Raw genomic sequence first — 25,787 nt, forward strand, 5'->3', positions numbered from 1 at the left:
TCGGCGAACCGTCACGCCGACCCGGCAGGCGCCCCGCCTATGGTGGGTAGGCGTGAAGTCCGCCCGCCGCGAGATCGTCGCCGCCGTCGCGGCAGTCCTACTGGTCGCCGCCGCGTTCACGGTCCCCCACCTCGGCCTGGGGATCGTCACGCCGCTGATCAACAGCACCGCACGCCAGATCTCGATGTACGCCCAGACCGCACCGATCTTCGGCTGGTGGAACGCCCACGTGGGCTGGGGCACCGTGCCTGCGATCGCGATCGGCCTGGCCACCGCGCTGTGGGGACCCGCGGCGGCCCGGCGTCTGCCGTGGCGAGCGGTGCCGTGGGTCGCGTGGGCGACGTCGTGCGCATGGGCCTTCTCGCTGGCGATGGTGGACGGCTGGTCACTGGGTTTCGCGCGTCGCCTCGAAACCACCAACGAGTACCTGCGGCAGGTGCCGTCGGTCACCGACATCCCGTATGCGCTGCGGACGTTCTCGTCGAGAATCCTCGACTTCCAACCCGATTCGTGGATCACCCACGTCTCGGGCCACCCGCCGGGCGCGCTGCTGACCTTCGTGTGGCTCGAGCGCATCGGACTGAGCGGCGGAGCGTGGGCCGCCCTGCTGTGCCTCCTGGTCGGCTCCAGTGCCGCCGCGGCGATCCTGGTCGCGGCGAAGACGCTCTCCGGTGAGGACCTGGCCCGCCGCGCGGCCCCGTTCGTCGCCGTGGCGCCGACGGCCATCTGGATCGCCGTCTCGGCCGACGGGTACTTCGCCGGGGTGGCGGCCTGGGGTCTGGCCCTGCTGGCAATTGCCGTCCGCAGCACGCCGAGGGTGGGGGTGCTGGCCGGGGCCGGGGCGGGTCTGCTGCTGGGCTGGGGCATCTTCCTCAACTACGGGCTGGGCCTGATTGCCCTGCCCGCGGTGGCCGTGCTGATCGCCGCCAAGGACGTCCGTTCAGCACTGCGCGCCCTCGTTCCCGCGGTGGTGACCGCCCTCGCCGTGGTGGGAGCGTTCGCGCTGACCGGATTCTGGTGGTTCGACGGTTACGTGCTGGTGCAGCAACGCTACTGGCAGGGCATCGCGATGAACCGGCCGTTCCAATACTGGGCGTGGGCCAATTTCGCATCGGTGGTGTGCGCCATTGGCCTGGGCACCGTGGCGGGGTTGACGCGCGTCTTTGACCTCAAGGCGATCAAGGCGCGCTCGGGGCTGCACCTGGTGATCCTGTTCGCACTGCTGGCCATCGTGCTGGCCGACCTCAGCATGCTCAGCAAGGCCGAAGTCGAACGAATCTGGTTGCCCTACACCGTCTGGCTGACTGCGGCCGGCGCGCTCCTCGCCCCGCGTTCGCATCGGTGGTGGTTGAGCCTCAACGTGATCGGCGCCCTGGCGCTCAACCACCTCATCCTGACGAACTGGTGACGAAGGTCAGGCGGCGGCGAGGCTGGCCAGCACGCGCTGTCCGATCGGCAGGACTTCCTTGACCGCCAGGCCGACGTCCTCGGCCAACTCCTTGGCGCAGTCGATTCCCACCGACGCCCAGGGGAACCACGGGCCGACGGTGGTGGCCGATTCCAGCCGGACCCAACGGGATTGAACACCGCTGATGTTCGGGTCGAACTCGGCCACGCAGCGACCTCCGCTGCGCATCAGTTCCAGGGCCCGCCGCAGCACGCGCGTCGGGTCACCGCCGAGGCCGACGTTGCCGTCGGCCAGCAGCACCGTGCCCCAGCGGCCGGTGCCGGGCAATCGGTCGAAGACGTCACGCCGCAGAGCCGGCGCGCCGCTGCGGCGGGCCAGTTCGACCGCGGTCTGCGACTGGTCCACGCCAAGGGCCGGTATGCCGAGCTTGGTCAGGTGGGCGACGAATCTCCCCGGCCCACAACCGAGGTCGATCGTGGGCCCGTCGCACATGTCGAGCACGGCCTCGTCGAAGGCCTTGTCGAGCCGCTTGCCGCCCGGTAGCCAGCTGTGCACCGGGAGGCCCTGAATGCTGCCGTCGTCGTAGCGAATCCAACATCGCTCACCCGTCAGCGCCTCGTCGTAGAGATTACCCAGCACGTCCCACCTCCACAGCCAAGGTCACCTGACTGAATCGACTGTTCGGCGGGCACGCCCGGCGAACTGCTTCGACGTCGTCGACGGTGTCGACGTCTGCCAACTCGGATACCAATCCCACGGTGAGCCCGGTGTCCCGAAGGGCACCAAGCGTTACGGCGCCTGTCTCCGACGTCGACATCGGCACCGCCCGCAGACACTCGGCGCTGCGCGGATCGGTGAGGCCAAGCACCCACCAGCCGCCGTCGCGGGCCATGCCCAGCACCGCATCGGTGGACATCAGCGTGGCGGCGCACTCGGCCAGCAATTCGGCGCTCACCTGCGGGGTGTCCATGCCGATCTGCAGAACGGGCAATCCCCCACCTGCCACGGCCGCATCGGCATGGGCGTTGGCGAGACGATCGGCGAAGTCGTCTCCGCGCTGGTCGACGACCGTGAAATCGGCCAGTCGAGCCTTGATTTCGGCACTGCGGCTGGCGGCGCCCAGATCGCCGGTCATCGCCACGACGCGCGCGGCGACGGGTGCCTCGGCGACGCTGTCGAGGGTGTCCAACAGGGCGGCGGCCGCGATGTCGGCGGCCGCCGCGTTGCCCAGCGTGGCGGCCAGCCGGGTCTTCGCCAGGCCGGGCACCGGGGCCTTGGCGACCACCAGCACTGCCACGGACAGCTCCGGCCTCAAGAAATCACCCGCCAAAAGTCAAGTATCGCAAAGAAACTGCCCCGCACCGATCCGCTCACTTTCGACTTGCCGCCGGTCCGCGAACCATAGGCCACGTCGCGCTCGGCTATCACCCAGCCCGCGGCGGCGGCCCGGACCAATAGTTCCAGCGGATACCCTGATCTGCGGTCTTCTACACCTAGCCCGACGACGGCGTCGCGGCGCGCCACCCGCATCGGTGCGATGTCGTGCACCGCGATGCCGTGCCGACGGCGCAGCCGCCAGCACACGACCTGCGTGCCGAGCCGGGCGTGCCACGGCCAGCCGACCCCGGGCAGGGGACGACGCCGACCGACGGCCATGTCGGCTCCGCAGTCGAGATCCTCGACGAGCTTGGGCAGTTCCCGCGGATCGAGCGATCCGTCGCCGTCGATGACCGCCACGATCGGCGTGGACGCGGCCACGACACCGGCGTTGACGGCCGCACCGTATCCGGGCACCGACTCCTGCACGACGGTGGCTCCGCATCGTCGGGCCACCTCGGCCGTGCCGTCGGTGCTGTTGTTGTCGACCACCAGGGCCCGGTACCCCTCCGGCATCAGCGCGATGACTCCGGGCAGCGACTCCGCCTCGTTCAGGCAGGGCATCACCACCGTCACCCGAGTTGGATCCACGGGCGCAAGGTTAACCACCCTTGCTGGTTGGCCGCGCTGCGAACGCTAACGAATCCGTGACGTGCCCTCGGGCATCGCCTTTGCCCGACTACTCTGAAACGTTGTGACCCGAGTCCTGATCGCCGACGACGACAACGTCGTCCGCGACGTCGTGCGTCGATATCTCGAGCGTGACGGGTTGGACGTGCTGGTCGCCCGTGACGGAAATCAAGCCCTGCGCATGCTGGGATCCGAGCAGATCGACGTTGCCGTCCTGGACGTGATGATGCCCGGACCCGACGGTTTGGCTCTATGCCGGGTGCTGCGTGAACGCGGCGGCTTCGCGGTGCCGGTGATCCTGCTGACGGCCCTCGGCGAAGAGGACGACCGCATCGCCGGGCTCGAGGCCGGCGCCGACGACTACCTGGTCAAACCGTTCAGCCCGCGGGAGCTGGCGTTGCGCGTGCGCTCGGTGCTGCGCCGCGCACCCGCCTCTCCCGGCACGCAACCGGTCGTGATCACCGTCGGCGACATGACCGTCTCGGCTGCCGCCCGATCGGTGACCGTCAACGGTCAGCCCGTCAGCCTCACCAATCGCGAATTCGACCTACTGCTGTTCTTCCTCACCCACACGGGCACCGTCTTTACCCGGGAAGAGCTGTTGAAGATGGTGTGGCAGTGGGACTTCGGTGATCTGTCCACCGTCACCGTGCACGTCAAGCGGTTACGCTCCAAGCTGGGTAACGAGCACCGGGTGCAAACGGTGTGGGGACGCGGCTACATGTGGAGCGAGGAGCGGTATGCCGTCGACTGACCTGTGGCAAATCGTCGGCTTCTCGCTGGCGTGCTCGGTGCCGGTGGTGGTGGCGGGCGCAATCCTGATCCGGTTGGCCCGATCCTGGTCGCTGACGCTGAGCATGGTCGTCCTGGTGCTGATCCCGACGGTGGCCACGTTCACCGGCGTGTTCGGGGCCAGCGGTTTCATGGCCTCGCCCCGGTACGAGGGCATCGCCGTCGTGCTGGTGATCGTGTCGGTGGTGACGATCCCGGCCGCCATCATGCTGGCCCGCTTCCAGGCCAGACGCACAGTGTGGGAACAGCAGATCCGCGAGGCCGACGAGATGGCCGAGCAGTCGCGGCGCCAACTCGTCGCATTCGTGAGCCACGATCTTCGCACTCCCCTGGCCGGAATCCGGGCGGTCGCCGAGGCGATCGCCGACGGCGTCGTCGAAGACGACGAGATTCGGGTGCACGCCAAGCACATCGAGCACGAGACCATCCGGCTCTCCGAGATGGTCGACGACCTGTTCGAGATGTCGAAGATCAACGCCGGCGCCGTCCAACCCGCCTACGACAAGGTGTCCCTCGACGAGGTGGTCGACGACGTGGTCTCCGCACACCGCATCGCCGCCGAGCGGGCGGGAGTGGCGCTGCGCGCGACGGTGCCCGCCACCCCCGTGGGGGTGATCGGAAGTGACCGGGCCCTGGTGCGGGTGTTGTCCAACCTGGTCGCCAACGCCATCGCCCACACCCCCGAGGGGGGCAGTGTCGAACTCGCCATCGGCTCCGACGGCGAGGGCGCCTGGGCAAGGGTCGACGACACCGGCGTCGGCATCAACGAGGCCGACCTCGCGCGCGTCTTCGACGTCGCCTACCGCGGGTCCAACGGCCGCGTACCGCGCGAGGACTCCTCGCTGCCCAGCGGATCCGGCCTCGGCCTGGCCATCGCCGCCGGGCTGGTGCACGCCCACCACGGCACGGTCTCGGCCTACAACCTGGAGAACGGCGCCCGCTTCGAGGTGCGACTCCCGTTGGCCGGCCAGTAGCGGGACCCGCTCAGTCGGGGACCGACGCACCCAACCGTTGCGCGGCCCCCAGGTAGTCCTCGATGAACTCCAGCACCACGGCACGCGCCGGCTTCACCTTGTTCATCAACCCCACGCCCTGTCCTACGAAATACGTGGCCAGCTCCTGCGCGCCTGGGTGACCGCTGGCGGCGAGCTTGTCGACGCGGCGCAGCGTGGGCTCGACCAGCATCGACTGCAGGGGCAGCGGAAGTGGTGTGCGCCCACCGGGATTGGGTGCCCACGCGTCGGTCCAGTCCGACACCAGTTGCCGCGACGGCTTGCCCGTGCGGCCGGCGGACCGGATGGTGTCGCGGGAGCTCGCGGCGAGCATCTTCTCCTTGGTGTGCGGTGCGGTCTCGGCCTCCTCGGTGGTCAGCCACACCGATCCCGTCCAGGCGCCCGCGGCGCCCATCGCCACGCACGCCGCCATCTGTCGCCCGGTGACGATGCCACCCGCGGCGAGCACCGGGATGTCGCTGCCGACCTCGGCCAGGGCGTCGAGCACCTCGGGCACCAGCACCAGCGTCGACACCTCACCGCAGTGCCCGCCGGCCTCGGTGCCCTGGGCGATGATGAGGTCGACGCCGGCGGCCACTTGCTTGAGCGCGTGCTCGCGGGCGCCGACCAGGGCCGCCACCGGGACACCGGAGGACCGACCGGCCTCGATCATGTAGGGCGGCGGCACTCCGAGGGCGTTGGCCATCAACTTGATCGGATGCCGCAGCGCCACCTCGAGGAGTGCCTCGCCGGTGTCGCCGGACAGGCTGCTGCCGCCCAGGCGCCTCTCGCGGTCGTCGGGAATGTCATGGGCGGCAAGCAGTTCGGCTACGTACTCCCGGTACTCGGCCGGGATCCTGTCGACCAGCGCACCGGCGGCGAGCTTCTCGCCCTTGCCCTCGAACTTGGCAGGCACGATGATGTCCACGCCGTACGGCTTGCCCCGGACCTGCTCGTCGATCCAGGCGAGTTCCCTCTCCAGCGCCTCCGGGGTGTACGCGGTGCCACCGAGGACACCGAGGCCGCCGGCGTTGGTCACCGCGGCGACGACGTCGCGGCAGTGACTGAAGGCGAACAGCGGGAAGTCGATTCCGTACTGCTCACAGATCGGGGTCGTCATCTCTGCAGTATTACTTGACGGGTGTCAAAGGCCAACAACCGCCCGGTCAATTGGTGCGCCGAGGCCCTCCGCAGCGGCCCTAGGGTGAAGGACGACGACGTCCACGACCGACGGGATGGCACGTGACCGTTCACCCACCCACCACCCGGGGCGGCCGGATCGCCGACGTGGTGGTGACCGTCGCGTTCCTCCTCGCGCAAGCCGGCCTGGCCGCGTTCTCCTTCACGAGCGTCATCGCGCTGCCGATGTCGACCGACAACTGCGCCTACGTCGACTGCGGCGACGAGACGTGGATTTGGTGGTCCATGGCGGCAGTCATCGGATCCGACGTCGTGGGCCTGCTCTTCGCCGCCGCCGCGATCGTCGCGTTGGCGCGTCGCCGGGTGGCGTTCTGGCTGCCCGTGCTGGGATGCCTGACTCAGGCCGCCATGATCGCCGCCGGGTGGGCGATGGCGGGCAACGCGGGCCCGATCTGACCGGCGGTCACCCCCGCAGCGGGGCGAACGCGAACTCGCGCAAGCCGTCGTCCGGGTCGATCGCCGCGCGAAAACCCAGCACCTCGGCGGCCGCGGCGGGATCGGCGACGATGTGGCGGACGTCGCCACTGCGGTACTGACCGGTGACCACCGGCGGTTGACCTCCGCGGGCGTCGCAGATCCTCGTCGCCACGTCCATGATGGAGATCGGCCGTCCCGAGCACACGTTGAAGGCCGCGAAGCCACCCGTGTCGGCCTCCACCGCAGCGGCGTTGACCGCCGCGACGTCGGCGACGTGGACGAAGTCCCGCATCTGACCGCCGTCCTCGAATACCCTTGGCGGCTGGCCTCTTTCGATGGCGGACCGGAAGATCGCCGCCACCCCTGAGTACGGGGTGTCCCGCGGCATCATCGGGCCGTAGACGTTGTGGTAGCGCAGCGCGACGACGGAGCCGCCCGTCGCCTCGGCCCATGCCAGCGCGTAGTGCTCCTGGGCGGTCTTGCTGGCCGCGTACAGGCTCCGGGGCCGCAGCGGCGCGTCCTCCCCCACCAGTCGCCAGGCCAACTCCTCGCCACCGATGGGGCAGCGGTGTTCGAACACCCCCGCGTCCAGATCCGCCGTCGTGCGCGGCAGCGGGTCGACCACGCCGTGGATCGGGCAGTCGAAGCCACCCTGGCCGTAGACCACCATCGACGACGCCAGCACCAGCCTTTGGATCCCCGCGGCGTACATCTCGGCCAGCAGCACCGTGGTGCCATAGTCGTTGTGGCTGCCGTAGTTCGGCGCGTCCGAGGCGTCCACCCCGGCACCGACCACCGCCGCCTGATGGCAGACGACGTCGACCCCCGGCAGCAGCGAGGCGATGCCCGACGCGTCGCGCACGTCGACCTCGAGCACGCCCTCGGGGGTGGTGGTCGCGTCGCCGTGGGCGGCGCTCAGCATCGCGTCGACCGCCACGACCTCGTGTCCGCGCGACCTCAGGGCCGCACACACCTGCGTGCCGATGAAGCCCGCGGCACCGGTGACGAGGACCCTCACGGCAGCTCGAACGGCAGGGTGACGCCGTGGTGGGGCAGGCAGTGGGTACAGGTGCGGTCCTGAGCCACGCTGCCGATCGCCTCGCGCACCAACTTCTTGAACGGAACCATGTTCTTCTCGAACTCGGCGAACACGTCCACGGCCGTCACCCCCGCGCCCGATTCGATGCCCGCGTCCAGGTCGGTCACCAATGCGATTGCGGCGTAGCACATCTCCAGTTCACGGGCCAGCACCGCCTCGGGGTATCCGGTCATGTTGACCAGCGTGAAGCCCTGGGAGGCGAACCAGCGACTCTCCGCGCGCGTCGAGAAGCGGGGACCCTGAATCACCACCATCGTGCCCCCGTCCACCACGCCGGGCAGTTCGGCGGCGTTGGCGCGCAGCGTCGGACAGTACGGATCGGCGAACCCGACGTGGATGCCGCCGGTGTCGAAGTAGGTGTCGGCGCGGGCACTGGTGCGGTCGACCAGCTGATCGGGCACCACCATCGACCCGGGCCCCAGCTCGGTGGTCAGGCTGCCCACGGCGCACGGGGCGAAGATTCGCCGCACCCCGAGCGCCCGCAGCGCCCACATGTTCGCGCGGTACGGCACGGTGTGCGGGTTGAACTCGTGGTTGGCGCCGTGGCGCGGCAGAAAGGCGACCTCGTGGGTGCCGACGGTGCCGACGGTGATGGCGCCGCTCGGCGAGCCGTACGGGGTGTCGACGCTGATACTGCGGGCATCCGAGCCGAAGAATGAGTAGAAGCCACTGCCACCGATCACTGCGAGCATCAGCCCATTGTCCGGTATCGCGTCCGACGCGCTCGTGCGGGCGCATCATGACGGTGGTGTGACGACCGGTCGTCGCGTTCACGCCGCGACCCCATCTGCTGACAACCTGAATCTGGCATCACCCACCGACCCGGCAAGGTACGCACTGACTACGTCCCCGACGGCAGGCCAGCGGATGACGCACCCGTGGCCGACGATGCTGCTCGGCCTCGTCGGCATCCTGGCCGCGCTGGCTCTGCCGTTCGCGCCCACCTGGGTCGACACCACCACCGTGACATGGCCCGAGCCGGGTCGGTCCGTGACCTCCAGTACGGCGGCGATCGTGCCGTACCGGCCCGCCACGCTGACCGCGACGGTCCCCTGCTCGGCGCTGCGGGCGGCCGGAGCAGATCGCACGGTGCTCGAGACGGGCACCGGTCCCGGCGCGCTGACCGTCACCGGTGCCGCGGTCCGAGTCGACGGCCAGACGGTGGACGTCGCACCCGTTGCCGGCGTCGAGTGCCGCGCCACGATCACCGCCGGGCCCGACGGCGTCACCGTCGACGCACCCGACGGACGGCGCACGGAACTGGCCGGCCGGCAGGTCCCCCAGGTGTTCGGGTTCCGCACCGATCTTGGCCCCGCGGCCGCCGCAGGCCTCTCCGTCACCGCCGAGGTCACCGATCCGTTCGCCACGACGCCGGGGGCGCTGAAGTACGCGCTCGTCGCGGTGCAGCTCTGTGCGGCCGCCGGCGTCGTGGCGCTGCTGCCCCGGTCGAGGCGCCGCCGGCGGCGCCCGCGCTGGCGGCCCGCCTGGTGGGTCGACGTCGCCGTGGTGGCGACGCTGGCCGGGTGGGCGGTGATCGGGCCGTTGGCGGTCGACGACGGATGGGCGTCGATGATCGCGCGCAACGTGGCGTCGACGGGCAGCCCCGGCAACTACTACCGCTGGTGGAACGCCCCCGAGACGCCGTTCGCGTTCAGTCAGGAACTGCTCGCGCCGCTGACGACCGTCAGCATCGCGCCCCTGTGGCTGCGCCTTCCCAGCACGTTGCTCGCGGCGGCCACCTGGTTCGTGCTGAGCCGCGGGGTCCTGGGCGCGACGCTGCCGGTGCGCGCCGCGACGGTTCGGGTCCGGTCGCTCGCGGCGGTGAGCCTGCTGGCCGCGTGGTTGCCGTTCAACCTGGGCACGCGGCCGGAGTCCTACGTGGCCCTCGGCGTGACGGTGGCCTTCGCCTTGGCGCTGCGGGTGCGCGACCTGCGGGGGCTGGGCATGCTCGCACTGGTGGTCGCCGTGACCGTGCCCATCAGCCCCAGTGGCGTCCTGGTCGCCGCTCCGATCGCGGTGTGCGCGCCGCGCCTGCTGTCCACCCTGCGCGCCGGCGCGCCCACCCGGACCCCACTGGCCGCCATCGTCGCGGCGCTGGGTTGCCTTGCCGCCGTTGGCCTGACGATCGTCTTCGCCGACCAGACCTGGGACGGGTTGCTCGTCGCGAGTGACTGGCACACGTTCTTCGGGCCCGCGTTGCCGTGGTGGGACGAACCCGACCGGTACCGCTACCTGCTGGGCACCGACCAGCAGGGCAGCGCGGCCAAACGGCTCCCAATCCTGCTGGCGGCGGCCATGATCGCCGTCGTCGGCCTGCTCGCGCTGCCCCGCGCCCGCCGCGACGTCGTCGGTCGGGCGGCCCTGCGGACGGCGGCAGTCGTCGTCGCCGCGTTGGCACTCTTCGCCGTGTCGCCGTCGAAGTGGTCCTACCACCTCGGCGCGGTGGCCGGCCCGGTCGCGGCCCTCCTGACGGTGGGGGTGGTACTGATCGTGCGGCGCGCGCGTACCCCCGACCGGTACACGAACGTCGCCGCCCTGGCGGGCACGCTGCTGCTGATCGGCGCCGCGGCCGTGGCCTTCGACGGGCCCAATGCGTGGTGGCTGCCCGTGGTCTACGACGTGCCCTGGGAATCGGAACCCGTTGCACCCCTTGGCTTCACGCTTGGCAATCCCCTGCCGTGGCTCGTCGCCGTCGTGGCGGTGTCGGTGACGTCGCGGCGCCACCGTCTGGCCCGGGCACCCGCCGTGACGACCGTCATCGCGCTCGGGGCCGCGCTGACCCTGCTGCTCGGGTCCTTCGCCGCCGCGCCGCTGCGCCGCAGCGAGGGATCGCTGGCGCGAATCAACCTGCACCGCCTCACCGGAGGCGGGGTGTGCGGCCTGGCCGACGACGTCGAGGTACTGCCCGACGGTCCGGTCCTGACGGCCTCGGCCGACGGAGGCGAGAAGCTCTCGGGCTTCGACCGCGGCTCCGGCTATCCCGCCGACGCCTCGCCGCCCGACCCACCGGGGACGGGCACGTCGACCTACCTGTGGGGCAGCCGCGTTCCCGACGACGCGGCGACCGGCGACGCGACGAGTCGCTGGTTCGTCCTGCCGCCCCAACCCGCCAACGGCGGGGTGACCGTGTCGGTCGCCGGCCGCACCGACGGCGGCAACCGCCTCGCCTTTCAGTTCGGCCGCGCCGACGGTACCGGCGTCACCTCGCTCGGCGAGATCGTTCCCGTCGACCGGCCCGCCGCCGACGAGGACCCCGCCCATCCCCTGTGGCGCTCCCTGGGCGTCGACGCGACCGCCTTTCCGGCCGGCGCCGACCGGGTGCGCGTCAGCGCCGTCGACGACCGGACCGACACCCTGGGGTGGCTGGCCTTCACCGGGCCACGGCTGCGATCGGTGATCGGGCTGACGGCGTTCCTCGCCGACAAGGGCCCCGTGCTCGTCGGCTGGCCGATGGCCTTCCTGTTCCCCTGCATCCGCGACGTCCCGCGGGTGACGGCCGGGGTGGCCACCACGCCGCTGACCGTGATCGACTCACCGCGGACCTCCCTCATCGAAGACCGGCGTCGCGACATCGGCGGGGTCTTCGCCACCATGACGGTCCTCGGCACTTTGCACGAGGTGCCCAGCCGCCTCGTCGGCAGGCCCGACGTCGACTGGGGCAGCGTGCAGGTCTTCGGCGGACTGGCCCGCGACGCGTACCGGCGGACGGTGACCAGGGAACTGGTGCCCGGCATCGGCGGCGTCGCGCACCTGCCCCCGGAGAGATGACGGTCGCCCATGCGACATGCCTCGCCGGTCGCCCATGCGACATGCCCTCCCGGTCGCCCATGCGACATGCCTCGCCGGTCGCCCATGCGACGATGACCCCCGTGGCATCTCTTGCGCAGTGGGTCGAGGGCGCCCGCCCCCGCACGTTGCCCAACGCCGTCGCCCCGGTGATCGCGGGCACGGGTGCGGCGGCCTGGCTGGGTGAGGCCGTGTGGTGGCGCGCCCTGCTGGCCCTGGTGGTGTCGCTGGCCCTCATCGTCGGGGTCAACTACGCCAACGACTACTCCGACGGCATCCGCGGCACCGACGACGTGCGGGCCGGGCCGCTGCGACTGGTCGGCTCGCGGCTGGCCTCACCGCGCGCCGTCGCGACCGCCGCCGCGATCAGCCTCGGCGTCGGCGCGGTCGCCGGCCTGGTGTTGGCCGTCGTCAGCCAGCCGTGGCTGGTCGCCGTCGGCGCGGTGTGCATCGCGGGCGCGTGGCTCTACACCGGTGGGTCCAAGCCCTACGGCTACATCGGGCTCGGCGAGATCGCGGTGTTCGTGTTCTTCGGGTTGGTGGCCGTCCTGGGTACGCAGTACACCCAGGCGCTGCGGGTGGACTGGGTCGGCGTCGCACTGGCGGTGGCGACCGGCGCCCTGTCCTCGGCCGTGCTGGTGGCCAACAACCTCCGGGACATCCCCACCGACACCGAGTCGGGCAAGATCACCCTCGCGGTGCGACTGGGCGACCGCCGCACCCGCGTGCTCTATCAGGTGCTCGTGGCGTCCGCGTTCGTGCTGACGCTCGCGCTGGTGCTCGCCACCCCGTGGTGTGCCGTCGGTCTGGTGGCGCTGCCGCTGGCCGTGCGCGCCGCCTCACCGGTGCGGTCCGGTCGCGGAGGCCGCGACCTGATCCCGGTGCTGCGCGACACGGGTCTGACGATGCTGGTGTGGTCGATCGCGGTGGCGGCTGCTCTGATCTTCGGCTGATGGCATCCTGGCCTCATGGGCATCGTGTTCCGATTGGCGGAGCTTGCGCTGATGCTCGTCCCCGTCGCCGGGGTCGTCTTCGCCGGAATCGGGATCTGGCGGCGCGTTGCGGGTTCCGCATCCGTGCCGCCCCCTGCCCCCGAGGGGCCGGCCTCCCCCGCCGCCGCGGGTGAGCGGCCAGCCGCACTCTGGCGCATCGTCACGCGCACGCTCGATGAGCACGCCCAGACCGACACCCGCTGGCTGGAGTACGAACTCGACGCCGCAAAGCTGCTCGACTTCCCCCTCATGACCGATCTGCGGGCCCCGCTGACCAACGACTTCCACAAGGCCAAGCTGCGTGCCGACCTGTTGCGCCCGGCGCGGGCCGAGGACCTGGTCGACGACCGCGAAGCCGCCGCCCAGTACCTCGCCGCGGTCGAGGACTACACGACGGCCTTCGACGCGGCCGAGACCGAGGCCATCCGACGCCGCCGCAGCGACTTCTCCCCCGAACAGCAGCAGCGCATCGCCCGCGCCCGCAGCCTTCTCAGCGTCGCCTCGGACACCAGCGCGACGCAGAACGAGCGCGGGCATGCCTACGAACTGGCGGGCAAGGAACTCGAGGGCCTGGTGGTGCTGCCCGCGACGACGCGGCTGGGCATCGAGCGCGGCATCGCCGGACAGCTCGACGGCTAGTTCGCCCTAGCCGGCCAGTGCGTCGACCAGCAGCTGCAGGTCATCCTCGGTGTTGTACAGGTGAAAGCCGACGCGCACCGCTCCGGCGCGCACCGAGGCCCGAATTCCGGCCTGCGCCAACGTCGCGGCGGCGCGCTCGGGATCACCCGGCACCGGCAGCGACACGATCGCCGAATCCCGGGACGGCAGCCCGAACTCACCACGCAGCCGACCGGCCAAGGCCAGGCAGTGCGCCTCCACGGCCCGGCGGTCCAGCGCGGCCAGCCACGGCATGGTCAGACCGGCACCGTAGACGCCGAACCACGCCGGCGACGTGTCGAACCGGCGGGCGTCGGGGGCCAGCCTCAGCGGCAGGCCGTAGATCGACGACCACGGCTCGGCGCCGGCGTACCAGTTGGCGAGATGCGGTGTCGTCGCCGCGGAGACCCTCCGGCTCAACGACATCCAGGCGGTGCCCCGGGGCGCCAGGAGCCACTTGTAGACCGCGGCGGCGGTGACGTCGACCCAGCCGAGGTCGAGTGCCTTCCAACCGACCGCCTGGGTCAGGTCGACGACGGTCAGGGTTTCGGTTCCCGCGACCGCGGCCCGCAAGCCGTCGGCGTCGAGCACCTCACCGGTGGCGGACTGCACCAGGCTCACCGTCACCACGTCGTAGTCCGCCGCGGAGGCGACCAGGTCCTCGGCGGACAACTCGGTGACGGTGACTCCACGGCCCGCCTGGCTGGCGAACGGAAAGGTGGTGCTGGTGAACTCGCCGGCGAGCGTGGCCACCCTGGCCCCGTCGGGCACGGCCGCCGCGACCACGCCCAGCAGGGCCGACACGCTGCCGCCCATGGCCACCGACTCGACCGGCACCCCGACGAGGTCGGCGTAGGCGGCGCGGCCGCGGCTGACCGACTCGTCGAAGGACGGTACGTCGAGGCAGCCCGCCTGCCACTGAGTGATGCGCGCGCTCAGCCCGTCGACGAGGAACGTGGGCGGCAGACCGTAGGTGGCGGAATTGAGAAATCCTGCGGCACCGGCGAATTCGGCCCCGAATGCCACCCGCGGCCCAGTGGTCATACTTTCGTCATCGTTGCGGGGGCTCGTCACCGCGTAGCCGCGACCGCAACTGCTCCTTGTCGCGGCGGCGACGCTCGTCGAACACCGCGATGCTGGCGGTGGCCCGGTTGCGCAGCGGCGCGAACAGCCAGATTCCCAACGGGAGTGCCAGCACGATCGCGAACAACATCGGTATGACGATCGGGAACTCGGTGATGCCGAGCGCCTTTCCGCCGAAGTAGATGGCGACGACGAGCACCACGACCAGCAGGATCCGGGCCAGTGTGTAGATCAGGACGTCGAGAACCATCCGCGACCCTGGGCGCGTCGCCGCGCGTGTCGCGTCACTCCTACCCTCTTGCGCATCAGACACGAACCCGAGCCTACCGACGGCGCGTATATTCATGTGTAGGAGGTTTTTGTGCTTCAGTTCGTTCTCCTCGTCGTCATCTTGGCGGGTCTGGCCTACGGGGCCTGGCGCCTCGTACGTGCGGCTGCCAACAGGCCGAGAACCAGGACCATCGGACCGGACGACGACCCCGAATTCCTGAACCGGCTCAACCACGGCAAGGACCCTCGCTAGGGTTCGCCGCTAGTTCGTGGCGGGAAATCCGCTGGCCACCACGGCCGCCAGTTCCATCAGCGCGTCGCGCGTCTCAGGCTTCAACCGCTCCAGGCTGATCTCCGCGCCTTCCTCCAAATGCGGATCGAACGGCACTTGCAGCACCGCCTTGCACCGACGGGAGAAGTGGTCCACGACCTTCTTCTGGTCGACGCGGGAACCGCCCCGACCCGATTGGGGCCGAACGGCGTTGATCACCGCGATCGAATCGACGACGAGCTGCTGATAGCCGTGCGCGTCGAGCCAGTCCAGGGTCGCCGACGCGCTGCGGGCGCCGTCGACCGAACCGGAGCTGACGATGATCAACACGTCGGCGTTGCTGAGCACCGCCGACATCGCCGAGTGCAGCATGCCCGTGCCGCAGTCGGTGAGCACCAGACTGTAGAAGCGCTCGAGCACCTCCAGCGTGGACGCGTAGTCGTCGCTGCTGAACGCCTCCGAGACGGCCGGATCGCTTTCCGAGGCAAGCACTTCCAGTCGGCTGGGCCCCTGGGAGGTGTAGTGGCGGACGTCGCTGTAGCTGTTGATGCCCTCGGCGTCGCGCAGCAGGTGCCGCACGGTCGACGGCGTCTCCAGCGGCACCTTTTGACTCAGCGTGCCCCGGTCGGGGTTGGCGTCCACCGCGATCACCCGGTCACCTCGCGCCGAGGCGAACGTCGCGCCGAGGGTCGCGGTGATGGTCGTCTTGCCGACACCGCCCTTGAGGGACAGCATGGCGATGCGGTAGCACCCGCGCAGCGGGCGGCTGGCCTGCGCGGTGAGCTCCTTGCGGCGCAACGCCTTGCGACCCTCGCCGAGGTTCACCAGGGTGAAGGTCGACAGATAGAGCCAGCGCCGCCACCCTGCTGTCGGCGTGCGCTTGGGCTGCCCCAGCAGCGCCACCGTCGACAGGTCCAGGTACGGCGACTGCGACGGAGACCCTGCCTCAGGCTCGGGCTCGGACGCGGGAGTGGGACGCGGCGCGGGCGCCTTGATGACGGGTATGCCGCGAGGCGGGGTCGGCGCGGTCCACTCCGGCGGAATGGCCTGCGAGGGATCGCTGAACCGTTGCTGCGCGCAGAAGTCCGACGGTGGTGGGGAGAACCGCCGAGAGCCTCGGGGGTGCAATCTCAGCCCACCCCGGCGTAGGAGTGCAACCCGGTGACGACGAGGTTGATGAAGAACAGGTTGAACACCATCGCCACGAAACCGACGACGTTGATGTAGGCGGCCTTGCGGTCGCGCCATCCCGCCGTCGAGCGGGCATGCAGATACGCGGCGTAGACCACCCAGGCGATGAACGCCACGGTCTCCTTGGGGTCCCAGCCCCAGTACCGGCCCCACGCCTCCTCGGCCCAGATGGCGCCGAAGATGACACCGAAGCCGAAGATCGGGAACCCGAAGATCGTCGTGCGATAGGCGATGCGGTCCAGGGTCTGGGCGTCGGGAAGCCGCGCGATGACCGCGGCCAGCCGGCCCGGCCGGCCGGGATCGCCCAGCGGTGACATCTTGGCCAGGAACAGCATGCTGGCCACGCCGGCGACCAGGAACACCCCGGACCCGAGGCTGACCACCGACACGTGGATGGGCAGCCAGTAGGACTGCAGCGCGGGCATCACGGGTGCGGCGTTGGAGTAGAGCCACTTGCCCGACACCGCCAGCAGGATCAGTACCGGCAGCAGCACGAACGCCCACAGCGCGCGGAACTTCGGGCGGCGCAGCGTGAACGCCGCGGCGACCAGCCCACAGAAGCAGGTCAGGTTGATGAACTCGTACATGTTGCCCCACGGCACGCGTGAGGTCGCCAGCCCGCGAAGCACGATGCAGGCCAGCAGCATGGCCGTGCCGACGTACACCAGCGCCAGGCCGGCCCGCCCGATTCGTTCGTCGGCCGGGCGCTTCGGGGCGTCGACGACGACGCCGGGGGTGCCGCCGTCGACGGACACGGTGCGCGCGTTCGCGGTCACCAGCTCGCGCGCGTCGGCCCGGCGGCTACCGCTGTAGGCCAGCTCGACGGCCAGCAGCAACAGCGCGATGACCAGCACCACGATCGTGGACGTGAACGCCAAGTCCGAATACCGGGCTAGCCCAACGTCGATGTGTGGACCGTTCATCTTCGCTCACTCACTCCCGCCTCGTTCGCCGACGGCACCAGCCGCGCCGTCAACTTCTCGAACTCGTCGCCCCACCCGGAGTTGTCGGTGCGGGCGAGTCCGCCCAGCTCGACCTCAACGGTACCCGGCGAGGCCGGTGACACCCGAACCCAGATCCGCCGCCGTCGCACCACCAGCGACACCAGCAACCCGGCCATCATCGTCATCGCCGACCCCAGCACCCATACCTGCGCCGGATCGTGGGATACCTGCACGTTGATGAACGGTGCCGCACCGTCGAACGTGATCACGGTGCCGTCGTTCAGCCGGGTCGACTGACCCGCCTTGAGATTCACCCGCACCTGCTTGTTGAGCCGCTTCTGCTCGATCAGTCGGGGGTCGAGGGTGAACAGGGACTGGGGGCGTCCGGTGTCCAGACCGGTGTCACCGCGGTATACGTCGATCGCCACCGCCGGATCGCGCAGCGCGGGAAAGCTCGACGACAGCAGCTTGCCGTCGAGCTGCTCGGTGGGCGCGAACAAGCCCTGGATCGCGATCTGGTTCTTGCGGCGCTCCCCGGCGTCGGGATAGGTGCCCGCGGGCGGGTCGACGCGAATCACCCCGGAGGACAGCAGCGTGATCGGGTCGTCGGGGCGCCACTGCACCGTCTGGGTGCGGGTGCGCCCGTCGGGGAAGGTGACCGTGAAGGTCGGCGCGTAGCCGTGCCCCTGCAGGTAGAGCCGGTCCCCGCCGAGGCGCAGGGGATGGTTGACTTCGAGCCGGTAGGACCGCCAGGTGTCGGTGGTGAGGTCGTCACCGGCTTGGTAGTCGACGTTGGCGGCGAAGCTCAGCGCCTGCCCGCTCGGGAGGTAGTCGGCGTCGAAGTCGTTGACGCGCAAGCAAATGGGGTTCAGCGAGGTGCCGTCGACGGTGTTGCCCGCCCGGAAGGAGTCGAAGGCCGCCGGGCTCGCCGAGCAGAATCCCGGCCCACCGTTGGCCACCACGATGACGTTGCCCTCGTAGCCGAAGAGCTTTCCGACCGCGATGGCGATCAACAGCGCCAGCAGCGAGAAGTGGAAGACGATGTTGCCGAATTCGCGGAAATAGCCCTTCTCCGCGGAGATCTCGGTGATCTCCCCGTTCGGTCCGACGCGGCGGCTCGTGTGTCGCCAACCCTTCAGCCGTTCCTCCACGGCGGTGGCGACCGCGTCGACCTCTCCCGCCGCGACGACGGTCTGGTGCTTGGGCAGCCGCGTCAGATTGCGCGGCGCGGCGACGGGGGTGGCCCGCATGCTGCGCACGTGCTCGGCCAACCGCGGCGTCAGGCAGCCCACCAGGGAGATGAACAGCAGGGCGTAGATGGCGGTGAACCAGAAGCTGGAGAACACGTCGAATGCCTGCACGCGATCCAGCCAGGGCCCGATGAGGGTGTGCTCGGCCAGGTATTCGTCGACCTTGCCCGCGTTGAGGCTGCGCTGCGGAATCAACGCGCCGGGGATGGCCGCCAGGGCCAGCAGGAACAGCAGGGCCAGCGCCGTGCCCATCGACGTCAGGGTGCGCCAGGTGTTCCTCGCATACGCGCCAAGGCGTGTGAGCAGCCTCATATCGGCAGCCGAACGTCGCTGACGAACGCGTCACGCACCCAGGAGATGAAGTCCGCCCACACCCCGGTCACCAGGGCGACGCCGACGACGATCAACAGCACGCCGCCGAGGATCTGGGTCGTCCTGGTGTGACGGCGCAACCACCCCAGGCCCCGCACGGCCCCGGCGGACCCGAAGGCCAACAGCAGGAAGGGGATTCCCAATCCGAGGCAGTAGGCGACGACGAGGACCGCGCCCCTGGCCACGTTGGCGCCGTCGGTGGCCGACGCCACCGCGATCACCGCGGTCAACGTCGGACCCAGGCACGGCGTCCACCCCAGGGCGAACACCGCACCGAGCAGCGGGGCCCCGCCGATCGTGGACAGCAGCTTGGGGGTGAATCGCGCCTCGCGCTGCAGCGCCGGGATGAAGCCGACGAAGACCAAACCCATCACGATGGTGACGACGCCGCCGATGCGTTGCAGCAGAAGCTGATTGATCAACAACGTGGTGGTCAGCCCCAGCACCGCGACGGTGCCGAGGACGAAGACCACCGTGAATCCGGCCACGAACAGCGCGGCCGCCCCGACCACGCGCAGCCGCGCCGTCTTGACCGTGACGGCCGACGCGTCGCGGTCGTCCACCCCGACGATGGCCGCGAGGTAGGACAGATAGCCCGGCACCAACGGCACCACGCACGGCGAGGCGAACGAGACGAACCCGGCCAGCACGCTGACGAGCACCGCGACGGCCAGCGGGCCGGCCGAGACCAGGGTGCCCACCTGGTCGAGACCCGCCGCGAGGACCGTCACTTCTCCCGTCACTTCTCGGCAGCCAACTTCTGCACCACGGGCATCAGGTCCTCGGCCAACAGTTCGCGCAGGAACACCGCCGCCACCCGGTGCTGACGGTCCAGCACGACCGTCGAGGGGATGACGGTGGTGGGGTACCGGCCGCCGAAGGCGATCATCGTGCGCATCGCCGGGTCGTAGATCGACGGATAGGTGACCTTGCGGTCGGTGACGAAGTCGACGGCCGCATCCCGGTCGTTGTCGCGCACGTCGATGCCGAGGAATTGAACGCCCTGCGCGCGGGTGGCCTCGAACACCTTCTCCAGTTCGGGCACCTCCGAGCGGCACGGCCCGCACCATTGACCCCACACGTTGACGACCACGACCTTGCCGGCGAAGTCGTCCACCGACACCGTCTTGGCCGGATCGGTCAGGGACGGCCCGCTGATCTTGCCCGGGCGGTGCCGGCTGTCCGGCGGGTCGTAGAAGATGTCGGTCTTCCCACCCGGGGCGACGAACTCGAAGCTGCCGCCCTGGGCGACGGCGTCGTCACCGGTCGCACATCCGGCGACCAGCGCCGATGCCAGGACCAGCCACGCCGCGATCCATCTCACTGGCCAGCCAGCTCCGAGTAACCCCAGCCGACCAGCGCCTCGTCGTGGAAGTAGAACGATGTCAGCGACGCGTGGTTGCACATCCGGTTGGCCGCGGTGGGCAGATGGTGCAGCGTCTGCCCGGTGAGTGACCGCCGCAGCGTGGCCGTCGGCAGTTGGTGGCTGACGCACACCGCCTCGTGGCCCATGGCCTGGTCCCTGGCCCGGAACAACGCGGCCTGCATGCGCTCGGCGATGTGGGTGTACGGCTCACCCCACGACGGGGTACGTGGATTGCGCAGGTGCCACCAGTTGCGCGGGTTGCGCAGCGCGCCGTCCCCCGGAGACACCCGCTCACCCTCGAAGACGTTCTCCGACTCGATGAGGTCGGCGTCGGTGGCGATGGCCAGCCCGTGCGTCGCCGCGATGGGTCCGGCCGTCTCCTGGGCCCGCTCCAACGGCGAGGCCACGACGTAGGTGACGTCGTGGGCGGCCAACCAGTCGGCGACCCGCGCGGCCTGGGCGCGACCCTTGTCGGACAGGTGGAAGTCGGGCAGGCGCCCGTAGAGGATCTGACCCGGGTTGTGGACCTCGCCGTGGCGCATCACGTGCACGACGGTCTTGCGGGGATCGGTCACGACGGCCTCTTCGCATCGGCTGCGGCGCGGGCCGCGGCGGGGAGGGCGGACGCGATGCGGTCGAACGCGTCGTCGTCGAGCACCGCGGAGACGAACCACGCCTCGAAGGCGCTGCACGGCGGGTAGACACCCGCGTCGAGCAGGGCGTGGAAGAACGGCGGGAATCGCCACGTGTCGGTGGCCTTGGCCGACGCGAAGTCGGTGACCTCGTGGTCGGCGAAGAAGACGCTGAGCATGTTCCCGGCCCGCGAAATACGATGTGCCACCGACGCTTCGGTCAGTGCCGAGGTGAGCAGACCGGCGAGCCGGTCGGCGTTGGCGTCCAGCGCGGCGTACACGGCGTCGTCGGCGGCGCGCAGCGTGGCAAGGCCCGCGGCCATCGCGACCGGATTGCCCGACAGCGTGCCCGCCTGGTACACCGGTCCCAGCGGGGCGAGTCGCTCCATCACCTCGGCGCGACCACCGAACGCGGCCGCCGGCAGACCGCCGCTCATCACCTTGCCGAACGCGAACAGGTCGGCATCGACGGGATCGATGCCGTACCAACCGGATCGGCTGACCCGAAACCCCGTCATGACCTCGTCGAGGATGAGCAGCGCGCCGTGTTCGGCGGTGATGCGGCGCAGCGCCGCGTTGAAGCCGGGCCGCGGGGGTACGGCGCCCATGTTGCCCGCCGCCGCCTCGGTGATGACGCAGGCGATCTCGGGGCCGAACTCGGCGAACGCGTGCTCGACGGCGTCGACGTCGTTGTAGGGCAACACGATCGTGTCGACGGTCGCCGCACCGGTGACCCCTGGCGAGGAGGGCAGGCCCAGGGTCGCGACGCCGGAACCGGCGTCGGCCAGCAGCGCGTCGCTGTGCCCGTGGTAGCAGCCGGAGAACTTCACGATCTTGGCCCGGCCGGTGAAGCCCCTGGCCAACCGGATGGCGCTCATCGTGGCCTCGGTGCCGGAGTTGACCAACCGGATCTTCTCCACGGCGGCGACGCGCCCGACGATCTCGCGGGCCAGGTCGCTCTCCGACGGCGTGGGCGCCCCGAAGCTCAACCCGTCGGCGGCGGCACGCTGGACCGCCTCCACGACGGCGGGGTGCGCGTGGCCGAGGATCATCGGCCCCCACGAGCACACCAGGTCGACGTAGCGGTTGTCGTCGGCGTCGGTGAGCCAGTAGCCCGCGGCCTTGGTGATGAACCGCGGCGTGCCACCCACGGAGTTGAACGCACGGACCGGCGAGTTGACCCCGCCGGGAATGACGGCGGAGGCCTCGGCGAAGAGCCGCGCCGAGGTGGTCGCCTGTGGGTCAACACGCATGTCCACCAGTGTCCCAGTCGGTCCCCCGCCGTCAACTACAGGGTGTAGGAGAACTGGGGAAACACCGTCACCGGGCGGCGAGGTCGACGGGAATCGGCCCCTTGGCGACCGTCGTATAGGGCACTTCGACGGGGAACTCGGCGGCGAACGAGCGGATCCGCACCGCGGAGACGATCGTCGCCAGCGCCAGCGTCGTCTCCAGAAGCGCGAAGTGCTGTCCGATGCAGGACCGCGGACCGCCCGAGAACGGGACGAACTGCCAGCGTGGCCGCCCGGCCGAGGCGTCCGGCGCGAAGCGGTCCGGGTCGAACGCCATCGGGTTGGGCCACAGGGTGGGATCCCGGTGCACGGCCTGGATGCCGACGGCGACGATGCTGCCCGCCTCGACGCGGTACCCGGCCACCTCGAAGTCCCGCAGCGCCATCCGCCCGACCCCGGCCGCGGGCGGACACAGCCGCAGCGACTCGTCGAGCACCTGGCGGGTGTAGCCCAACTGCGGCACGTCGGCGGGGGTCAGTTCGCGGGCCCCGGCGGCCGCGACCTCGGCGGCGATGCGGTCCTGCATGTCGGGGTGGTGTCCCAGCGCCCACAACGAGTGCGTCAGCGCCGTCGCGGTGGTGTCGTGCCCGGCGAGCATGAAGATCAGCAGGTCGTTGCACACGTCGCGGTCCGACAGGGCGGCTCCGGTCACCGGATCGGTGGCCGCCAGGAGGGCGCGGACCAGCGGCGCGTCGCGGTCGGGGTCGGCGCGGCAGGCCTGCAGCATCTCGTCGGCCACCTCCAACATGGTCGCCACCGCGCGACGGGCACGACGACGGGCGGGAGTCGGCAGCCAGCGCGGCGCCCGCACGGGCCGCAGCGCCCGGTCGGCGGCGTAACCGGACGCGACGTGCATGCACTCGGCGATGACGTCGGCGCGCTCGTTGAGGTCGACGCCGAGGACCGAGCGGCCCAGCGACTGCATCGTCAGCCGACGGCATGCCGGATCCAGGTCGACCCGCAGGCCGTGGGCCAGGTCGGCGGCGCGCCACTCGTCCACCAGTTCGTGGGCGGCGCGCGACATGTGGCCACCGAAGCGCCGGACGTTGTGGTTGGTGAACACCGGCTGCAGCGCCCGCTTCCGGGGCACCCACCGCTCGTTGGGAAGCACGAACAGGCTGTCTCCGGCCAGGTGCCGGACCTCGTCGTGGACGATGCATCGGTCGCCGAGGTCGTGGTTGCGGGCCAGTACGTCGCAGATGCCCTCCGGCGAGGTCACCACGACCAGCGGGGGCATCAGCCACCTGGGCCCGAACTGAATCCTGGTGACGGGGCCGCCGGCGGCACTGAGCACCTCACCGCCGGTGTGGAATTCGCGCATCGCCTCCAGCAACTGCCTCAGAGACAGCGGGTTGCGTGGGACCTCGGGGAGGCGACTGACGTCCGGCGCGGCCATGGAGGGGATTGTGGCGTGATCGGGTGTGGACGGCAAAGCGTTGCTACGACGCCGCCCACTGAAGCGGCGCGCCCTCGCCGGCCGTCATCACCGTTCCCGCCATCACTCGAAGCCGGTAGGGCGCCAACCGCAGGACGGCGAACTGGTCCGACGTTGGTCCGTCACTCCACATCGGGATGATGAACGGGTCGTAGCCGACCGGCGCGGGGGCCGTGGCGAAGGTCTCCCACACGGATTGGCACGTGTCGTCGTCGAGGTACCACTGCACCGTGGCCTCGGCGCTGCACGTGTCGTGACTCGGCGTCCAGTAGCTGACCGCCACCTCCGGGTGAGCGTCGAGATGAGCCCGTTTCAGCGGTGTGGGGACGGTGGCGATCCACCCAACCAGGTCGGTGCCGTTCCACTCCCAGTACGGATGGAGGATGCGCGAGCGGGGCCGACCGTCCGCATCGACGGTCGCCACCGACGCCCACACGATCTGGTGTGCCATGTCGCGAAAGGCCGGAGCGACCTCGTCGAGGGACTGCATCTAGCTCGACTCGTCCCCCGACTCGCCCTTGGGTTCGCTGCCCATGGTCTCCTCCCGAACGCCCATCACGTCTTCGCGCTTGACGCCACCGCCGTCGGCGACGTCGCCGAACTTGGGGCTGCCGTCCTCGTCGATCCACTCCGAGACCGCCTGGCCCGTCACGGTGTTGCTCGTACCCGGCAGACCGACGGTGGGGCGGTCGTCCTCGTAGGCCTTGGCCATCTCCTTGGCCTTCTCCCGATGCTCGTCGGTGACTTCCGGCTTCTCGGTGATCTGCTCGTTCGTTGCCATGCCCTTGGCTGCCCAGAAGTGTGACGTGCGAAACAGTCGCCGGTGACGGGCCTGCGGATCACACCGCGACGGCCCGCAGCGCCGCGGGCAGGCTGGGCACGAAGTGCCTTTCGGCGAAGGCGCGTAACTGCTCGGGGGTGTCGAGCGGTTCGGCGCTCGGCAGCAGCAGCACCACCGCGGCGTAGCGCAGGATCGTCTCGGCGAGGTCGTCGACGGCGGCCGCGCCGATCCGGTCGGCGAACCCGGCGGGGAAGATCACCCGAAGCGCGTCGGCCAACCGCTCGATCGCCGCGCCGTGATGCCGACGACCCAGTTCCAGCACCAGCGCGGGTTCCTCGGTGATCATCTGGTTGAGCACGCGGTGCCTGCGGAACATCAGGATCGACTGGGTGAACGCCTCGACGTAGTAGTTCGCCGGTTTGTCGGCACGCGACAAATTCGTCGCGATGTCGGCGAAGAGCACCACGTTCTCGCGCTCGATGACGGCGGCCACCAACTCGTCGCGGTTGGCGAATCGGCGATAGATGGTGGTGCGGCTGACCCCGGCCCGGCGGGCCACGTCGTCGAGTGCGACCCGCTGAAGGCCGTGCCGCTCGAATTCCACGAGCGCGGCGTCGAGGATGGCCCGCGTCGCGCTGTTGGTGGTGTCAACGACGCCCATAGCCGACCTGAGCGAACCTGTTGTAGCGCACGGTCATCGGCATGCGGTCCCATGCCCAGTTCACCGGCGCCGACCGCCACAGGGCCGCGAAGGCCTGGTACGCCCGCTCACGCCGGGGACCCCACGGCAGCTCCAGCAGATCCCGGGCGCGCGGCGGCATGCCGCCGGTGGTGAGGAAGGCGGCGACGGGGTCGAACACCGGCGACACCAACCGCCACGTCAGCGGTGAGACGCCCTTGGGCCGCGGGAAGCCCTTGGTGACGTAGCCGACGCCGTACTTCGCAGTGGGGTGGGCGACCATGACCTGGTCCATCATCCGGTCCCAATAGCGTTGGAAGCCGGCGTAATCGGCGGGCATCGGTCGGTCGCTGACGCCGTAGCGGCGGTACCACGTCTTCGACTCGAGGTAGATGCGCTCCTTCTCCTCGTCGGTGAGACGCTTGACGAAGGTGTCGGCGAAGTACAGCACCTGCTCGACGAACGTGGCGTGCGCCCAGAAGTACGTCTCGGGGTCCAGCGCGTGGTAGCGGCTCCCGTCTGGCATGTCACCCTTGATGCCGCGGTGGAAGTCGCGGACCTTGAGCCCCTCGGCGTCGTCGTCGGATCCGTAGACGGTCATCATGATCGGCGGAATGGAGCGCTTGACCCTGGCCGCGGTGTCGGAGAAGAACACCGAGTGGTCGAGTACGCCTTGCCCCAGCTCGGCGAGCATGTTCTGCAGGACGGCAGGCCGCGGGCCGATCAGGTACATCCGGTTGTCGCCGAAGTACTTCCACACAAGTGAGTCGGGCCCGAGCGGAAGGGCATCGGAGCGCTGGCTGTCCTCGGCGAGTTCGGTCACCGACACAGTGTTACAGATTCCGTACTTTGTACCCAGACCTCTGTGACC

General features: G+C 70.3%; 28 protein-coding genes. 8 read left to right on the plus strand and 20 right to left on the minus strand.

Translation table 11 applies throughout. From position 1 onward, the window contains the following. The first annotated feature begins 52 nt into the window (after positions 1 to 52). The gene (locus ABZ195_RS14140) at positions 53 to 1,408 is read left to right on the plus strand and encodes a hypothetical protein (RefSeq protein WP_355218662.1); all 1,356 of its coding nucleotides are present in this window, start codon (positions 53 to 55) and stop codon (positions 1,406 to 1,408) included. Between the two features lie 6 nt (positions 1,409 to 1,414). Here ABZ195_RS14140 and ABZ195_RS14145 read toward each other — a convergent pair whose 3' ends face one another. From ABZ195_RS14145 to ABZ195_RS14155, 3 genes are read right to left on the minus strand one after another with little or no spacing between them, the layout of a single operon-like run. Further along, positions 1,415 to 2,047: a methyltransferase domain-containing protein gene (locus tag ABZ195_RS14145; RefSeq protein ID WP_355218663.1), complete on the minus strand. Its 633-nt coding sequence runs from the start codon at positions 2,045 to 2,047 to the stop codon at positions 1,415 to 1,417. Beyond that, on the minus strand, positions 2,037 to 2,711 hold the full coding sequence (locus ABZ195_RS14150) for a DUF2064 domain-containing protein (RefSeq protein ID WP_355219210.1): 675 nt from the start codon (positions 2,709 to 2,711) through the stop codon (positions 2,037 to 2,039). Before ABZ195_RS14150 ends, ABZ195_RS14145 begins: the two co-directional genes overlap by 11 nt. Before the next feature lie 8 nt (positions 2,712 to 2,719). Further along, complete coding sequence (locus ABZ195_RS14155) at positions 2,720 to 3,376, minus strand: glycosyltransferase family 2 protein (RefSeq protein ID WP_355218665.1); 657 nt, start codon at positions 3,374 to 3,376, stop codon at positions 2,720 to 2,722. A 103-nt stretch (positions 3,377 to 3,479) separates the two neighbouring features. Here ABZ195_RS14155 and ABZ195_RS14160 point away from each other — a divergent pair, with 103 nt between their 5' ends. Beyond that, a complete protein-coding gene (locus ABZ195_RS14160; RefSeq protein ID WP_355218666.1) occupies positions 3,480 to 4,169 on the plus strand; it encodes a response regulator transcription factor in 690 nt (229 codons plus the stop codon). Continuing rightward, complete coding sequence (locus ABZ195_RS14165; RefSeq protein WP_355218668.1) at positions 4,156 to 5,181, plus strand: HAMP domain-containing sensor histidine kinase; 1,026 nt, start codon at positions 4,156 to 4,158, stop codon at positions 5,179 to 5,181. Before ABZ195_RS14160 ends, ABZ195_RS14165 begins: the two co-directional genes overlap by 14 nt. Positions 5,182 to 5,191: 10 nt before the next feature. On the opposite strand, the gene ABZ195_RS14170 is transcribed toward ABZ195_RS14165, so the two are convergent. Further along, complete coding sequence (locus ABZ195_RS14170) at positions 5,192 to 6,319, minus strand: nitronate monooxygenase (protein ID WP_355218670.1); 1,128 nt, start codon at positions 6,317 to 6,319, stop codon at positions 5,192 to 5,194. Between the two features lie 122 nt (positions 6,320 to 6,441). On the opposite strand from ABZ195_RS14170, the gene ABZ195_RS14175 reads away from it, so the two are divergent. Further along, positions 6,442 to 6,795 (plus strand): hypothetical protein, encoded by a 354-nt coding sequence (locus ABZ195_RS14175; protein WP_355218672.1) that lies wholly within the window; start codon positions 6,442 to 6,444, stop codon positions 6,793 to 6,795. 7 nt (positions 6,796 to 6,802) lie between these two features. On the opposite strand, the gene ABZ195_RS14180 is transcribed toward ABZ195_RS14175, so the two are convergent. Continuing rightward, entirely contained in the window at positions 6,803 to 7,834 is a 1,032-nt protein-coding gene (locus tag ABZ195_RS14180) for an NAD-dependent epimerase/dehydratase family protein (RefSeq protein WP_355218673.1), read from the minus strand. Further along, the gene (locus tag ABZ195_RS14185; RefSeq protein ID WP_355219212.1) at positions 7,831 to 8,610 is read right to left on the minus strand and encodes an S-methyl-5'-thioadenosine phosphorylase; all 780 of its coding nucleotides are present in this window, start codon (positions 8,608 to 8,610) and stop codon (positions 7,831 to 7,833) included. Before ABZ195_RS14185 ends, ABZ195_RS14180 begins: the two co-directional genes overlap by 4 nt. A gap of 172 nt (positions 8,611 to 8,782) precedes the next feature. Between ABZ195_RS14185 and ABZ195_RS14190 the strand changes: the two genes are divergently transcribed. The 3 genes from ABZ195_RS14190 (at position 8,783) to ABZ195_RS14200 (ending at position 13,332) form a co-directional block, all read left to right on the plus strand. Next, the gene (locus ABZ195_RS14190; protein WP_355218675.1) at positions 8,783 to 11,683 is read left to right on the plus strand and encodes an arabinosyltransferase domain-containing protein; all 2,901 of its coding nucleotides are present in this window, start codon (positions 8,783 to 8,785) and stop codon (positions 11,681 to 11,683) included. A 101-nt stretch (positions 11,684 to 11,784) separates the two neighbouring features. After that, positions 11,785 to 12,654 carry a 1,4-dihydroxy-2-naphthoate polyprenyltransferase gene (locus ABZ195_RS14195; protein WP_355218677.1) on the plus strand — a complete coding sequence of 290 codons (870 nt, stop codon included), beginning with the start codon at positions 11,785 to 11,787 and terminating at the stop codon, positions 12,652 to 12,654. Positions 12,655 to 12,669: 15 nt separating this feature from the next. Further along, entirely contained in the window at positions 12,670 to 13,332 is a 663-nt protein-coding gene (locus ABZ195_RS14200) for a hypothetical protein (RefSeq protein WP_355218679.1), read from the plus strand. A 6-nt stretch (positions 13,333 to 13,338) separates the two neighbouring features. On the opposite strand, the gene ABZ195_RS14205 is transcribed toward ABZ195_RS14200, so the two are convergent. Next, the gene (locus ABZ195_RS14205) at positions 13,339 to 14,394 is read right to left on the minus strand and encodes an aminotransferase class V-fold PLP-dependent enzyme (RefSeq protein ID WP_355218681.1); all 1,056 of its coding nucleotides are present in this window, start codon (positions 14,392 to 14,394) and stop codon (positions 13,339 to 13,341) included. Between the two features lie 7 nt (positions 14,395 to 14,401). Further along, the gene (locus tag ABZ195_RS14210) at positions 14,402 to 14,683 is read right to left on the minus strand and encodes a DUF4229 domain-containing protein (protein WP_355218682.1); all 282 of its coding nucleotides are present in this window, start codon (positions 14,681 to 14,683) and stop codon (positions 14,402 to 14,404) included. Positions 14,684 to 14,794: 111 nt separating this feature from the next. On the opposite strand from ABZ195_RS14210, the gene ABZ195_RS14215 reads away from it, so the two are divergent. After that, positions 14,795 to 14,956, plus strand: a complete 162-nt coding sequence (locus ABZ195_RS14215) for a hypothetical protein (RefSeq protein ID WP_355218684.1) — start codon at positions 14,795 to 14,797, stop codon at positions 14,954 to 14,956. 9 nt (positions 14,957 to 14,965) lie between these two features. Here the strand turns inward: ABZ195_RS14215 and ABZ195_RS14220 are convergent, their stop codons facing one another. The 12 genes from ABZ195_RS14220 to ABZ195_RS14275 form a co-directional block, all read right to left on the minus strand. Next, complete coding sequence (locus ABZ195_RS14220; protein WP_355218686.1) at positions 14,966 to 16,102, minus strand: AAA family ATPase; 1,137 nt, start codon at positions 16,100 to 16,102, stop codon at positions 14,966 to 14,968. Between the two features lie 2 nt (positions 16,103 to 16,104). After that, positions 16,105 to 17,088 carry a c-type cytochrome biogenesis protein CcsB gene (gene ccsB, locus ABZ195_RS14225; protein ID WP_355218688.1) on the minus strand — a complete coding sequence of 328 codons (984 nt, stop codon included), beginning with the start codon at positions 17,086 to 17,088 and terminating at the stop codon, positions 16,105 to 16,107. After that, positions 17,085 to 18,671, minus strand: coding sequence for a cytochrome c biogenesis protein ResB (locus tag ABZ195_RS14230; RefSeq protein ID WP_355218690.1), 1,587 nt, complete (start codon positions 18,669 to 18,671; stop codon positions 17,085 to 17,087). The genes ccsB and ABZ195_RS14230 overlap by 4 nt, the downstream gene beginning before the upstream one ends. Then, on the minus strand, positions 18,668 to 19,432 hold the full coding sequence (locus tag ABZ195_RS14235; protein WP_355219214.1) for a cytochrome c biogenesis CcdA family protein: 765 nt from the start codon (positions 19,430 to 19,432) through the stop codon (positions 18,668 to 18,670). The genes ABZ195_RS14230 and ABZ195_RS14235 overlap by 4 nt, the downstream gene beginning before the upstream one ends. Positions 19,433 to 19,470: 38 nt before the next feature. Continuing rightward, positions 19,471 to 20,055, minus strand: a complete 585-nt coding sequence (locus ABZ195_RS14240) for a TlpA disulfide reductase family protein (RefSeq protein WP_355218691.1) — start codon at positions 20,053 to 20,055, stop codon at positions 19,471 to 19,473. Next, positions 20,052 to 20,639 carry a histidine phosphatase family protein gene (locus ABZ195_RS14245; RefSeq protein WP_355219215.1) on the minus strand — a complete coding sequence of 196 codons (588 nt, stop codon included), beginning with the start codon at positions 20,637 to 20,639 and terminating at the stop codon, positions 20,052 to 20,054. Before ABZ195_RS14245 ends, ABZ195_RS14240 begins: the two co-directional genes overlap by 4 nt. Positions 20,640 to 20,668: 29 nt before the next feature. Next, positions 20,669 to 21,982, minus strand: a complete 1,314-nt coding sequence (gene hemL / locus ABZ195_RS14250) for a glutamate-1-semialdehyde 2,1-aminomutase (RefSeq protein ID WP_355218693.1) — start codon at positions 21,980 to 21,982, stop codon at positions 20,669 to 20,671. 67 nt (positions 21,983 to 22,049) lie between these two features. Beyond that, positions 22,050 to 23,417, minus strand: coding sequence for a cytochrome P450 (locus tag ABZ195_RS14255; protein WP_355218695.1), 1,368 nt, complete (start codon positions 23,415 to 23,417; stop codon positions 22,050 to 22,052). A gap of 43 nt (positions 23,418 to 23,460) precedes the next feature. Further along, entirely contained in the window at positions 23,461 to 23,946 is a 486-nt protein-coding gene (locus ABZ195_RS14260) for a pyridoxamine 5'-phosphate oxidase family protein (protein WP_355218697.1), read from the minus strand. Next, positions 23,947 to 24,237 (minus strand): hypothetical protein, encoded by a 291-nt coding sequence (locus ABZ195_RS14265; RefSeq protein ID WP_355218699.1) that lies wholly within the window; start codon positions 24,235 to 24,237, stop codon positions 23,947 to 23,949. A 58-nt stretch (positions 24,238 to 24,295) separates the two neighbouring features. Then, on the minus strand, positions 24,296 to 24,898 hold the full coding sequence (locus ABZ195_RS14270; RefSeq protein WP_355218701.1) for a helix-turn-helix domain-containing protein: 603 nt from the start codon (positions 24,896 to 24,898) through the stop codon (positions 24,296 to 24,298). Next, the gene (locus ABZ195_RS14275) at positions 24,885 to 25,739 is read right to left on the minus strand and encodes an oxygenase MpaB family protein (protein ID WP_355218702.1); all 855 of its coding nucleotides are present in this window, start codon (positions 25,737 to 25,739) and stop codon (positions 24,885 to 24,887) included. Before ABZ195_RS14275 ends, ABZ195_RS14270 begins: the two co-directional genes overlap by 14 nt. Positions 25,740 to 25,787: the final 48 nt, after the last annotated feature.

The organism is Mycobacterium sp. NPDC006124, assembly GCF_040614235.1.
In the GTDB taxonomy this organism is placed as follows: Bacteria; Actinomycetota; Actinomycetes; order Mycobacteriales; family Mycobacteriaceae; genus Mycobacterium.

Coding starts and splice junctions, on each gene's coding strand:
- ABZ195_RS14165 (WP_355218668.1), top strand. CDS start 4,156: ATGCCGTCGACTGACCTGTGGCAAATCGTCGGCTTCTCGCTGGCGTGC.
- ABZ195_RS14170 (WP_355218670.1), bottom strand. CDS start 6,319: ATGACGACCCCGATCTGTGAGCAGTACGGAATCGACTTCCCGCTGTTC.
- ABZ195_RS14190 (WP_355218675.1), top strand. CDS start 8,783: ATGACGCACCCGTGGCCGACGATGCTGCTCGGCCTCGTCGGCATCCTG.
- ABZ195_RS14200 (WP_355218679.1), top strand. CDS start 12,670: ATGGGCATCGTGTTCCGATTGGCGGAGCTTGCGCTGATGCTCGTCCCC.
- ABZ195_RS14205 (WP_355218681.1), bottom strand. CDS start 14,394: ATGACCACTGGGCCGCGGGTGGCATTCGGGGCCGAATTCGCCGGTGCC.
- ABZ195_RS14210 (WP_355218682.1), bottom strand. CDS start 14,683: ATGGTTCTCGACGTCCTGATCTACACACTGGCCCGGATCCTGCTGGTC.
- ccsB (WP_355218688.1), bottom strand. CDS start 17,088: ATGAACGGTCCACACATCGACGTTGGGCTAGCCCGGTATTCGGACTTG.
- ABZ195_RS14230 (WP_355218690.1), bottom strand. CDS start 18,671: ATGAGGCTGCTCACACGCCTTGGCGCGTATGCGAGGAACACCTGGCGC.
- ABZ195_RS14245 (WP_355219215.1), bottom strand. CDS start 20,639: ATGCGCCACGGCGAGGTCCACAACCCGGGTCAGATCCTCTACGGGCGC.
- hemL (WP_355218693.1), bottom strand. CDS start 21,982: ATGCGTGTTGACCCACAGGCGACCACCTCGGCGCGGCTCTTCGCCGAG.
- ABZ195_RS14255 (WP_355218695.1), bottom strand. CDS start 23,417: ATGGCCGCGCCGGACGTCAGTCGCCTCCCCGAGGTCCCACGCAACCCG.
- ABZ195_RS14260 (WP_355218697.1), bottom strand. CDS start 23,946: ATGCAGTCCCTCGACGAGGTCGCTCCGGCCTTTCGCGACATGGCACAC.
- ABZ195_RS14265 (WP_355218699.1), bottom strand. CDS start 24,237: ATGGCAACGAACGAGCAGATCACCGAGAAGCCGGAAGTCACCGACGAG.
- ABZ195_RS14270 (WP_355218701.1), bottom strand. CDS start 24,898: ATGGGCGTCGTTGACACCACCAACAGCGCGACGCGGGCCATCCTCGAC.